This is a genomic window from Paenibacillus sp. FSL H7-0331 (genome assembly GCF_001956045.1).
Genome location: NZ_MRTH01000081.1, coordinates 1 through 11,571, shown reverse-complemented (window position 1 = coordinate 11,571; position 11,571 = coordinate 1). Strand labels below are relative to the sequence as shown.

The window sequence follows — 11,571 nt, the reverse complement described above, 5'->3', positions numbered from 1 at the left end:
CCGGATAATTCATCCCCGTTGGTATTACAAGCGGTTGATTGGATAAGGTCAAGAACACTTCCCGTTGTGTCAGGACAGTTTGATTATAGAAATAAGTGCTAAAACTTCGTTCTACTAACAGATCCTATAGTGGAGGAACTTGCTACGTGGCAGCTCCTCTTATTCATTGAACCGAGGGACGGTAATGGGTAGGATAGTTGAATTATTTCACGAATCCGTTAAGGCATGGTGAATTTATGAAGTTCGTAAATAAGACGTTATCTGAAAGATGTACTATACATTCTTAAAGACTTCCAAAGGAGGTATTAGAAAATGACTTACATAAAAAAGGATATATGTGTGAAGATAAATTCTCTAAACTATTGGTGGGGAATTTATGGATTCTCTGGTTTAGAGGGATGGGAAGACATTACTATATATGAGAAGGCTGAGCAAGAATATATTCAACTTGGAAGTACATGTATATGCACTAAGAATTATTTAAGAAATGGGCTTGAAGATCTCGAGAATGACGCAGATGAAATAGTTTTTGTTGAACAGATTAAAGAACATTTACTTGGAAATGAAATACACTACCATTATTATTACGATCGTCCTAACGATGAAGATTTTTTTGAACTACCATATAAAAATTTGCCTAAGAATGAAGATAATATTAAACCCAGATCAATCGAAATTTGGCATCCTGATGAGGGAATAAATCAAGAGACAATTAATGAGTGTGTGAAAGTATTATGTTCAAGAATCTTAAATATTGAGGCAACAAGTATAGAATATTATGAAACTGTAACGGTTGAGGAAGCCTGTTCATCTTTCCTTAAAGAACAATCACAGTGGGCAAATGCTAAAGAAATAGTATTTACAGATAATTTGATAGACAATCTTATGAATAAGATGTCTAAATCCAAAGATGAAATTTTAATGGTTTTAAACAATAGTATTAAGTAACTCGAAGAAGGCACATCCATCAGATAACAGTGTGTTCCCACTGCGGCCGGCTACGCCGACCTTGGTCTGCAGAAGGTTTTCAAGGAGTCGTATTCAGCAGACACACCTGCACCGACTAACCGCGTCGCGGCCAGCTCTTCGGGCTTTAAGTCGGTGAGGCGTCGGGAATACAAGAACGTTATCTGAAAGATCGACTAAAAAATACAAGAGTAAGTCATCGATAATATCGTTACAATTAAAATTACAAACCGATTGGAGAAAAGATTATGAACCGTCTTTTGATCATGACAGTTGGAAAGACACATAGTGGGAAAACGACGTTTGCTAATAATTTAGAATCTATATTACAACAAGCTGTTGTGATAGATCAGGACAACCACGCAGAATTTATAAATAAACACTATAAGAAGCTACGCCCGAAAGAAGGGCAGAATACTTTGAAATTCACCGTAACGAATGCAATTGTTGAGTATGCTACAGAGCAAAGTAATTTTGACCTCATCTTAAGTAATTCCAACCTAAATAAACCAGCTCGATCAAATGTCCTCCGGTATTTTTATGATAAAGGATTTAAATGTATAATTGTCTATTTTGAATTACCAATTGAAGTATTGAAAGAACGTATAGAACAATCACAGAGAAGTAAAGCTATCTTTCGAAGTGCGTCAAGCTTTATGGAAGTGTTAGAACGACAAGAAAAGTCGAAACTGGATGAACCGACCAAAGACGAAGTAGATCATTTATTTGTTATTAAAAATCAAGAGGAGATTACAGAAGTAATTCAAAAAATTAAAACAATCAGTAAATTGAAGTAAACAAAAAATGTTGGAAGCTAATTCGAAGAAGATCGATACATCAGTTAACACCGTGTTACACTACGGGGCTTACGCCACTTGGTCTGCCAGAAGCGTAAGCTAACGGGACACAAGAGTTCAATAAACAAGGAAGGCAGCCGACGCAGATTGAACGGGTGCCTTTTCTTGTAATCAGGCATGAGGTCGTGCAAAGTAATTATATAAGTAGTAACTACCTAATAATCATCTCAGTAAAGGGTAGGAATTGGGGGGCACGCAACGACATCAATTATTCTTGGATCAATGCCATAAAACATCCAAAACGCTCCATTCCACCTATAACCTGAGACTTCACCGTACTCTACACGAGTCGGATAAAACCAGAAATTGTCTCCATTCAGCAGCCAGACATATGTGTACTCATATAAACAGTCAACCACATAAGATACCTCAGGTTTTGGGGGGATGAATGAAGGTGGAGGAGATTGCGGTTGTCTCATATACACCAGTGGTTGTGTGATAAAGAACATTGAATTCCACTTCCTTTTTAGAAGTTTAAATTAATTCGTATTTCATGCTATGTGGGTTAATAACTATTTGACTGTACAGATGCCTAAGATGATGAAGAAGTCATTCGATCACATATGGTTCGTCCCCCTGTAATTAAACTAACGAGACACAATAGCTTAACATTTAATTATATATAGCTGTTATTTTCAAGGATTTATTTATTCACTGGAAGATTTAATTAGAGATTATTTGATGAAATAAGGATTGACGGAGAAATAATCAACAAAATCGTTAAAGTTTCATGGGAATCACAGAAGGATGAAATTCCAGAAACGTTGGAAGGTAAACTTCTGCATGATTCTCACATGGTTGAAGGAGGTAGAACATATTTAATCGTTAAAACATTATGTACGGGTACGGCGAGAGGGCAAAATTTAGAAGAGACAGGTTGAATGAAGGAATGTGGGAGCGTAGACTCTGCGAGACATATCCAGAGTATTACAAAGGCGTTCGTGGGTATGAGTACAAGATTGCCGATGCTCGTCAAACCTAAAAAAACCATCAGGTTGAACTTCCCTGACGGTTTTTCTTATCTATGCTTTAGCCCTACGCTATTGTGCATTGTTGCTGTGGAATTTTAAAGGATCGAAGCGTTCTATTACCTTAATCCCCATTAGGGCGTCGTTCCCCATTGTTCGCCGCCAGTTGCGTTTTTCTCGGATGTATGGTCAATGGAAGCTTCCTGGATTTGCTCAAATGCCCAGCTGCCGCTTGACACGTCGCTCCATTTGGGTGCTGCTCCGGATAGCGGACCGCGTCCCAGCAGCTTGTTCATCATCGTTACCGCTTCGGCACGGGTTAATGTTTGCTCCGGACGGAAGGTGCCGTCAGTGTATCCGTCGATATAACCGGCTGCTTTCGCCTGCGCTACCACCGATTGCGCCCAATGGCCGTTTACGTCCTTGAAGCTGTCGCCGCTGCCGGCGCTATTACTCGAAATGCGGGAGAGGATCGCTGCCATTTCCGCACGGGTGATCATTTGCTCCGGTTTGAAGCTGCTGCCGTTGTAGCCTTCCATCAAGCCCATTTTGGTCGCTTGATCGATGGCTTCTTTCGCCCAATGCGACGAAGCGACATCGGTATAGGCGATACTCGATTTGGTTGCCGTTTTATCCGATACGCGGGCAAGCAGAGCTGCCATTTCCGCGCGAGTGATGTTTTTCTCTGGCCCGAACGTGCCGTCAGGATAGCCGTTTATGTAGGCTTTGTGCGTTATTTTGTTCAAGCCTTCGGTTTTGACAACGGTAAATGTACTGAACTTCGTAACGGTAAATTGAATGCCGAGCTTGCCGCTGGCATCGTAGTTCACGATTTCCCCTCTGACGAATTCCTTCGTTCCATCGCTATGCTCGATAAACACGCCCAAATTGTGCAGCTGTTGTTCAGTGAGGGAAGAGGTGTCGCCTAACGGAATCATCAAGGTGACCGGTCGGTTTTGCAGGTTGGTTTCAATTGTCATCGGTCTGCCAACAATGCTGATGTTGTCATTGCCTACGGCAAGACGAACTTCCTGTTCTATCTTGACACGGTCTTCGACGGCCTTGCGATCGTTTTCGGTCTTAATCGGAACGAAGCGGAAGTAGACGTCATCCGTAAATCCTTCAAGCGAGCTTTTCGGAATGTTAACGCGGCCGTTCGCTGTAGAAATTTCAACGCCTACGTTACCTTTCACCAGGCTCTCGGTGGAAGTTTTCGGAATCGTTACATTGACTTCGGACACTTCGTCTTTCGGATCGGGAATGACGATTCTAGCTGAGTCAGATCCCGCAGATTTAAGCTCTTCCACCGTCTTATTGGCTTGGTCAAGCGTAAACGTCACCGAGTCTGTCTTACGGCCATTTGTATCGGTTGTACGGTTGATTGTCGCCGTTGACACCACGGAACCACTCGCAGTCACGCCGTTTTCTACATTTATGGTAATCGTTTCGCTTGGTGAATAAGACGGACTGGAGCTGGATGAATGGTTAGGCTTCTGAAGATCGATCGTTGCTGTATATGGTGTCTTCATTTCATTGCCTACGAGGTCCTTCAGATTCATATAAACGGTCTTGGTTCCATTATCATAAGAAAGCGTCCATGCTTTCGTCGTGGCATATGGTTCCCAATCGCTCCAAATGACACCATCGTTGGAGAAGCGCATTTGTGAAAGACCCGAGCTTTGAGGTTCGCTGGAAGCCAGAAGCCCCCACGTGGCATAAAGCGAATTGTCCGCGGACGCTAGCTGTCTGCTTGAACTTGCCAAATACCTGGTGTCATTACCGTCAATCGTCAAGGTTACCGCTGTTGTATTCGTCGTTGCCGCTCCGCTATTAATGGTGAGCGCCGTCGCTGTCGGAGCGGTCTTATCGAAGATCAAATTGCTGTCGTCTGTCGTGCTACTTGTCGATGCTTCCGGCGGATTGCTGCCCACGCGGATCGAGAATCGCACTCGTCCGTCGAAGTCTGAATCCGTGAATGTATAAGATGCGCTGTAAACATTATTGCTGACACTCGTGACCGCCACGTCGTTGCCTGCAATGGATGCGGTTAACGCCGAGCTTGTCGGCTTGCTGAGCGAAAATGTCAGGGTGGCGGTGTCGCCGACTTTGACGTATCCCTTTGCCGTGTTGCTGCCGGTGATACTGACCGGTGTAATGCTGATCGGCTGCTGCAGTAAAATACTCGCGTTCACCGGCTGCGTCATTTCGTTACCGGCTTTGTCCTTCAGCTTCATATAAACGGTCTTCGTGCCGTCGCCGTCTGTCAGCGTCCAAGCTTTCGTCGTCGAATAAGGCTCCCAGTCGCTCCAGTTGACATTGTCGTTAGAGAAACGCATTTTCTCGACACCCGAACCTGCTTCCGGTTGCGGTCCTGCACCAGCTAACAAGGCTTTAATGCTCCAAATCGACTGATCGATGGAAGCCAGTAGAATCGGCTCTGCCGCTGTACCTGCGAACGGATGCGAATGTTGCGATCTTGAGTAAACAGTTGGGGTATATAAGTCCGAACCGGCAATGTCTAGCGTTACCGCTGTTGTATTGGTTGAAGGCGCTCCATTATTGATCGTAATTGTGCCTGTCGGATTCGTTTTGTCGTAAAATACAGCACTGCTGTCCGTTGTCGTTCTAACCGTCCGCAATGACTGTCCTTCGTTTTGCACATTGATCGCAATAGCGGTAATTCCTTCTGCATGTTCCGATCCCGTGAACCTATACTGCGCTTTATAAACATTATTGCCGACACTGGTTACAACTGCATCTAGAAATGTGAACTGTACCGTGGGCATCGCGCTTGGCGCCTTACTGAGCGTAAACGTCAAAGTGGCCGTGTCGTCGGCTTTGGCATACGTCGGATTTGCAGGCACTTGATCGCCCGTTGTGATGGTAACCGGGGAGACCACCATTCTGGACAGATGGATCGTGTAAGCCTGGCTTGGAAAATTATTAAAAACCGGACCATTGGGGACACTGGCAACCACGTATATATCATAATTTCCGTCATTAAGTGGAGTGCCCGGGCCTATAATACCGCCATTGATAGTCGAAATGCTAGAATTGCTTGACCAATTGTGTGTTCCCGTTCCTCCCCCAGCACCGCTGCCTGCCAATGGATTAATTGACAGCGGATCCGTACCATTAAATGATGTCCCTGCAGGCACCATATACACATTGTGATATTGAATGGTAGCCACTGGAGATGTAGTATTCCAACTCACCTGCATATCAAAGCCGTTGGTAGTCGGATTATAAACCGCTGAAGCATCATAAATACTTACAGAAACACCAGGTTCTGCATGGGTTGGTCTGCTCCAGAAAGAAACGGCACACAATAAAGCCAATAAGAGCAGAAGTACATTTTTCCTCATCTGAATAATCGTCATATGTTCCTCCTAAATTGAATCTCAAGATGTCAATCTTCCATACTTCTAAACTACAAATTTGTAATTGTTCTCTGTACTTGTTTCCTCCCTCTCCAGCATACGGGATTTATTATAGCACGCTAGCAAACGAAATGGGATAAACATTTAGGTCTTTATACCTATTATAGTATATTAAAAATATATAAATTCTTTATAAATTCGGTCTAAAGTTCGGTTTTTCGGCAATTATTCGACATTCCGACAGACAAAAGTTTCTTTTATGCTCTGCAGACGCTCCGTTTTCCTGTATGGTCGGAAAATGCGCTACATTATGACAAAAAATCATTTCCATCGAGCATTCTGCGGCTCGGTGTGCTCCCGGAGCAAACCGGGGATTGCGGCGTTCGCGGAAAACAAAAAAAGATCAAGGCAGCACCCTGATTCGATGGCTTCATTAATTTGTAGGATTGCTTCCGGGATCCGGTTAATCACGAGCTTCCCGCTCTTTTAATACTTCACAATCAGCCCGGTTTTAATCGCCCGGTTGATGACCTTGACTTGGCGGATCAGATTCAAGTCAAACCAGGTGACCGTGCAGTCTTTTACGAATCCGGCATCCTTACGAGGTCCCTTGATTTGAAGCGCCGTATCACCGACGCAGTCCCGGCAGTCGTTATCGGGAAACCATCGACGAGGTGAAGGCGGGCCGCCTTGCAGGTTGTAGCGGTACTCAAGAGTTAAGATTATGATGAAGCCTTGAATGGAAGTGGAATAGTGAACAAAAAGGGAGAGCCTTTTTTCAACATTATCGGATTGCTGCTCACATCGCTGATACTGCTGACCGACTGCACAGGGAATGATTCCGGCAGTCGAGTTGTTCCTGACAGGACGATATCGGCATCAGGCGAAGCAGTGCCAAGCGAGGGCGTTAAAATGGGTGGTGCCATGAATAGCAAGAACGAAAGTTCTACGCACGTAACCGAAAATATCTTGGATCTCGACGTTATCAATCATCCGGCGTTCGAAGGTTTTGGGCAGTTCATTCTGCCCGGTGGAAATAGCCGTATTAGAGATGACATGCGGTTGGATAGTATTGATTGGCTCCTGCCGTACCATAACCATATAGATCCCAGCACGACGTTGGGCGTCATCAATCATATGATCGATGAAGTTAACGAAGGCAGAACAATCTTCTACGATTTCTACACCGAAGAACAAAAGGGAGAGGATCCCTCCAAGGAGTCAAACGGTCTGTTTTTCTTCAGGAGTGAGCCGGGTAAACCGTTTGCCATGATAAGACCGGGTGGAGGGTTTTCCTATGTCGGTTCCATCCATGAAGGCTTTCCGTATGCCTGGGTGATAAGCAAAAAAGGGTACAATGCTTTTGTGATCCAATATCGAAGATATTTTTTAAAAAATTCCCAGCACAGTACCTTCGAGCAAGATGAAGTCAAAACCTTGATATTTTCAAGAATTCTATATAAGTTCCTGCAGATTTATAAGAACGCGGGCTGTCAACTGACATTCCGCGTTCTAAATATTGTTATCGAAAAATTGTTCATTCCTTGTTGCCAGTCAAGACGTTCCTCATTTCAAAATAGTTTATGTGGATAAATATGTAAATAAAGTTGACTATTTAAACATCGCCAAGGGGGCGATGTTTTTTTATTATTAGAAAAAGAGAACGTCGGGAATGAGATAAAGTTCTTGTCAACAAGAACATAGCCCCATTAGAACCCACGCCTAGCGTAGGTTCTTCATTTTAAGGGATCAAGTTCTTGTCCAAACCCAAAGACAAGAACTTGATCCCTTTTCCGATATTGGACATGAACTTGACCCTATTTCCGAAGGGATGCTCGTATTGCCGAACCCAGCGTATGGTCCCGATTCCACTCCTCGAACGGCCGGACGACTCCTCTCCACCGCTTCACGTCATATTCATCCCGCACCGCTCCCATCTCGAGACCGATGAGCGCGTTCGGCACCTTGAACGACGATTCTGGCACGAACACTGCTGGCTCCGTTATTGAGGGGACACAGATGTCGGGTGACAAGAATCTAGTGCGATTAGTATCCGCGCAAATCGAGGCTTTTTTATTTTATCGGATCACATTCTTGTCATTTTTAAGTGTCAAGAATGTGATCCGATTGCCGAACTATGCCAAGAAAATAATCCGATTCCTGACAAGGTCATATAGTAAATTTACCCGAAAGGCATTCAGCTAACGGGCATGATAATTACATATTGACCATAAAATGGAACCTGTTACAATTACATATATGATGCATTTGTAATATATTACGAACTAAAGATTAACTATCGAGGAGGAGTATTATGAAGGATTCAGTCGTAAAGAGCAATATATTATTAAATTCAAGAAAAAACACTCTTGATAATATAGGGGTTTTAGAACAAAATAAAAAGTTTTGGGATAATACTGCTGACAAATGGGTCGGTGTAACTGCACTCCCAACACTCGGATGCTTGATACCATCCGAAGAAGATTTACATTTGTTTGGCGATGTGTCTGGTAAAAAAGTTCTTGAAATTGGTTGTGGAAGTGGGCACTCTCTTAAATATCATGGTGACCATAATGCATCAGAACTTTGGGGACTTGATATGTCAACACAGCAAATTGAAAATACAACCCGTTATTTAAAAGATTGCGGATATGAAGCACATTTATTCAATAGTCCCATGGAAGAGAATCCAGGTTTACCGATGGGTTATTTTGATATTGTATATTCAATATATGCAATCGGCTGGACTACCGATTTACAAAAAACATTTAATTTAATTGCATCCTATTTAAAAAAGGGTGGTACTTTTATATTTAGCTGGGATCACCCTGTTATGAGATGTATGGAAATTGAAGAAGATAATCTTGTAGTTAAAAGCTCTTATTACGATGAAAATCTTTTTACGTTTGAAAAATACGGTTTTGATGTTTCACTCAGCAAAAGGAAAATTTCAACGTATATTAACGCTTTATCTAAAGCTGGATTTTTTATTGAGGAAATGATAGAAGAAACTGATAAACAAACCCTTGAAAGTGAGAGTAAAGTTGAACAGAAATATCATTCTGCTTTCAATGCGAAATTGTTTCCCCTGTCCTTCGTCTTTAAAGCAAGAAAACTTTAATTGGTGATTAATGGGTAATCTGCGTTTATATAAACCGCAATCTTTATATTATACGCATCAGTGGCTTTTAAATGATTGCCTGTGGGTTGAGAAAATTGAAGTAAAACTGCGTCAATGAAATTCTACGGAAGATTGGACAAGATCTCTGTAAATAATGTGAAATGGAATGCTGTTGGAAACCCTATTCGAAACAAAGAACAAATTCAAAGTTTAAAACATACTCATCAAAATGCAGATATTATGGCGGGACAACCTAAAGCTACGTTTCCTAATTTCAGACTAATAGGCATTGCTAATGAGGGTAAGCAGTCCTTCTTCGTGACTGTTTGGAATGGAGGGATGATTGAAATTAACGTTACGTATTATACTCTGACTGAAGAAGGAAAAAACATTATTATGACGCTGGTAAAGCATACGGGAGCGAGTTAATTTGTAAAAAACCTAAACTAACGGGTTACGATAGTGAAGGAGCTTACCTCGTGGCAGCTCCTCTATTTGTTCGTTCAAGTAACGGGAGATTTGTATAATAGCAATCGAAAAGAAACCTAGCTGCCATTTATTTGCTATAATAGGTTTAGGTGATTGATGATGGCATTTCAAGCGACAATGCCTTTATTAACATGCGGTTTGTATGGGATTACTAAAATTGAGATGAAATTTTCAAAGGAAGGAGCAATGTGCACCAATGAACCATGAGGTCACCTCTTTTATCGAAAGCCTTAATCAGCCGTGGCAGGTTAAAGTTTCCAATCAACTTCGCCAGATGGTCCATGAATCCATTCCCGAGGTTGAAGAACGGATTCAATACAAGAAGCCACATTTCCTTAAAAATGGGCATTATGCCGCGGTGATTTCCCCATCCAAGGACGCCATTGCATTTATGATTATGAATGCTAACGGTCTGGAAGTCCCGAAGGGTTTTGATGGCCCAGCTGAGCGGAAATGGCTCAAAATTCGTGAAGGTGATTCGCCCGACTACAATATGCTAGCTAGGCTTCTTGTTCAAGCTTCCAGTTCTCTCTAATCATTTGTACTACGCAAACGAAAAACGATAGCTCAATAAATAAACAGAACGAGGCTGCTGACATGGTGAACTGCACCCTGTCAAGTAGACAGAACAAATAAATAAAAGCAATTAGGCGGCCTTAGCCCTGAATTCCACGGGACTGAGGTCGTTTAATTTTGCCTGAAACCGCTCATTGTTATAAAAATGGTTGTACGCCTCAATGTCCCTCTTTAGTTCTTGTATGTCTGGAGGTAATACATTTCGCATTTCAGGGTTCCCCAAAAGGCTTCCATGGATCCGTTGTCTATGCACTGGCCAACACGTGACATACTCTGAGTCATGTTTGCTTTGTCCAGCCGCTTCTTAAAGGCTAACGAGGTGTATTGAAAACCCCGATCGCTGTGAAGCATGGGAGTCGCGCCCGGTACAGCCCCAAGCGCCTGGTCCAGCGTATTCCATATATTGAAATGTTATAATTTGGTGTTTTGTCGGATGCATTTAATATTTGGATGTGGAATCAATGAAAACTTTAAAATATTATGGTTCGCCCTGGGATTAAAAATTTAAGGTGATCTCATTTATATGGCCTTTTTAGGGTCCAATCATAGTATAATATCCTTAATTTAGGTGCTAAAATACATTGAACTTATATGAACAAGGCGATGAACTGTACGCCAATGGACATTACCAAGAAGCTTATGAAAAATTTGAATCAGCTTGCAGTAATGGGGATGAAAACGAAGCTAATTGCCTTAATTATTTGGTTTTGTATTACGAAAAGATTGCTGAATACGAAAAGGCAAAACAATACTATCAAATGTCACTGGAAATCAATTTTGAACTAGCTGAACGACATTTAAATTTGGGGAATATGTATTGGTATTTAGGGAATCAGGAGAAAGCTTTAAAAGAGCATGACTTAGCTAATCAGTTCTGTGGAACACCGCGCTTAGTTGGTAAAACGATTAGGAAGTGTTACTATCCTACAAACGAAAAGAGGCAGAGTGATGGAAAAAGACCCTTTCGCACAACTTATTATTTGGCATCAAGAAGATGAACATGAAAAAATAGTAGATAATATTATGAAAATCCCCCAATCAGACAGAGATTATGATACGGTCAGTTTATTGGCAAGAGCTATGAATAATCTGGAACGTTACGATGAAGCACTTCAACAGCTTTTGACTATTGCAAACCTATATAGAATGAACTCGTGTTTTAAACAACCGACCAATTCGGGTAATGATGTAGAAAAGACCGAAAAGGAAGGGAT

10 protein-coding genes and 2 pseudogenes are annotated in these 11,571 nt (G+C 42.2%); 8 read left to right on the top strand and 4 right to left on the bottom strand.

The features are described from left to right. Nucleotides 1–312: 312 nt before the first annotated feature. Together BK127_RS40790 and BK127_RS40785 are read left to right on the top strand one after the other, a co-directional pair. A complete protein-coding gene (locus tag BK127_RS40790; RefSeq protein WP_076238369.1) occupies nucleotides 313–948 on the top strand; it encodes a hypothetical protein in 636 nt (211 codons plus the stop codon). A 266-nt stretch (nucleotides 949–1,214) separates the two neighbouring features. Next, a complete protein-coding gene (locus BK127_RS40785; protein WP_076238368.1) occupies nucleotides 1,215–1,763 on the top strand; it encodes an ATP-binding protein in 549 nt (182 codons plus the stop codon). Between the two features lie 1,162 nt (nucleotides 1,764–2,925). Here the strand turns inward: BK127_RS40785 and BK127_RS40775 are convergent. Together BK127_RS40775 and BK127_RS44355 are read right to left on the bottom strand one after the other, a co-directional pair. Beyond that, nucleotides 2,926–6,171, bottom strand: a complete 3,246-nt coding sequence (locus BK127_RS40775) for an S-layer homology domain-containing protein (RefSeq protein WP_076238367.1) — start codon at nucleotides 6,169–6,171, stop codon at nucleotides 2,926–2,928. Between the two features lie 722 nt (nucleotides 6,172–6,893). Continuing rightward, nucleotides 6,894–7,097 (bottom strand): hypothetical protein, encoded by a 204-nt coding sequence (locus BK127_RS44355; RefSeq protein ID WP_179097808.1) that lies wholly within the window; start codon nucleotides 7,095–7,097, stop codon nucleotides 6,894–6,896. On the opposite strand from BK127_RS44355, the gene BK127_RS40770 reads away from it, so the two are divergent. Next, nucleotides 7,096–7,764, top strand: a complete 669-nt coding sequence (locus BK127_RS40770) for a hypothetical protein (protein WP_179097807.1) — start codon at nucleotides 7,096–7,098, stop codon at nucleotides 7,762–7,764. The two genes, BK127_RS44355 and BK127_RS40770, sit on opposite strands and share 2 nt — an antisense overlap. Before the next feature lie 236 nt (nucleotides 7,765–8,000). Here BK127_RS40770 and BK127_RS45400 read toward each other — a convergent pair. Next, nucleotides 8,001–8,153 (bottom strand): annotated as a pseudogene (locus BK127_RS45400) (penicillin-binding transpeptidase domain-containing protein); the annotation flags it as partial. Between the two features lie 332 nt (nucleotides 8,154–8,485). Between BK127_RS45400 and BK127_RS40760 the strand changes: the two are divergent. The 3 genes from BK127_RS40760 (at nucleotide 8,486) to BK127_RS40750 (ending at nucleotide 10,316) form a co-directional block, all read left to right on the top strand. Then, nucleotides 8,486–9,292 (top strand): class I SAM-dependent methyltransferase, encoded by an 807-nt coding sequence (locus tag BK127_RS40760; RefSeq protein WP_076238365.1) that lies wholly within the window; start codon nucleotides 8,486–8,488, stop codon nucleotides 9,290–9,292. Between the two features lie 156 nt (nucleotides 9,293–9,448). Further along, the gene (locus BK127_RS40755; RefSeq protein WP_179097806.1) at nucleotides 9,449–9,721 is read left to right on the top strand and encodes a hypothetical protein; all 273 of its coding nucleotides are present in this window, start codon (nucleotides 9,449–9,451) and stop codon (nucleotides 9,719–9,721) included. Between the two features lie 256 nt (nucleotides 9,722–9,977). After that, nucleotides 9,978–10,316: a DUF1801 domain-containing protein gene (locus tag BK127_RS40750; protein WP_076238363.1), complete on the top strand. Its 339-nt coding sequence runs from the start codon at nucleotides 9,978–9,980 to the stop codon at nucleotides 10,314–10,316. A 111-nt stretch (nucleotides 10,317–10,427) separates the two neighbouring features. Here BK127_RS40750 and BK127_RS45980 read toward each other — a convergent pair whose 3' ends face one another. Next, nucleotides 10,428–10,565, bottom strand: a complete 138-nt coding sequence (locus tag BK127_RS45980) for an IS3 family transposase (protein ID WP_083689968.1) — start codon at nucleotides 10,563–10,565, stop codon at nucleotides 10,428–10,430. A 373-nt stretch (nucleotides 10,566–10,938) separates the two neighbouring features. Here BK127_RS45980 and BK127_RS43405 point away from each other — a divergent pair, with 373 nt between their 5' ends. Beyond that, entirely contained in the window at nucleotides 10,939–11,355 is a 417-nt protein-coding gene (locus BK127_RS43405) for a tetratricopeptide repeat protein (protein ID WP_144026715.1), read from the top strand. After that, nucleotides 11,306–11,571, top strand: a pseudogene (locus BK127_RS40735) (hypothetical protein); the annotation flags it as partial. The gene BK127_RS43405 and the pseudogene BK127_RS40735, both read left to right, overlap by 50 nt.

Excerpts from the sequence above, each read along its gene's own strand:
- BK127_RS40770 (WP_179097807.1), top strand. The coding sequence starts at position 7,096 with ATGAATAGCAAGAACGAAAGTTCTACGCACGTAACCGAAAATATCTTG.
- BK127_RS40750 (WP_076238363.1), top strand. The coding sequence starts at position 9,978 with ATGAACCATGAGGTCACCTCTTTTATCGAAAGCCTTAATCAGCCGTGG.
- BK127_RS45980 (WP_083689968.1), bottom strand. The coding sequence starts at position 10,565 with ATGCGAAATGTATTACCTCCAGACATACAAGAACTAAAGAGGGACATT.
- BK127_RS40760 (WP_076238365.1), top strand. The coding sequence starts at position 8,486 with ATGAAGGATTCAGTCGTAAAGAGCAATATATTATTAAATTCAAGAAAA.
- BK127_RS40790 (WP_076238369.1), top strand. The coding sequence starts at position 313 with ATGACTTACATAAAAAAGGATATATGTGTGAAGATAAATTCTCTAAAC.
- BK127_RS40785 (WP_076238368.1), top strand. The coding sequence starts at position 1,215 with ATGAACCGTCTTTTGATCATGACAGTTGGAAAGACACATAGTGGGAAA.
- BK127_RS40775 (WP_076238367.1), bottom strand. The coding sequence starts at position 6,171 with ATGACGATTATTCAGATGAGGAAAAATGTACTTCTGCTCTTATTGGCT.
- BK127_RS44355 (WP_179097808.1), bottom strand. The coding sequence starts at position 7,097 with ATGGCACCACCCATTTTAACGCCCTCGCTTGGCACTGCTTCGCCTGAT.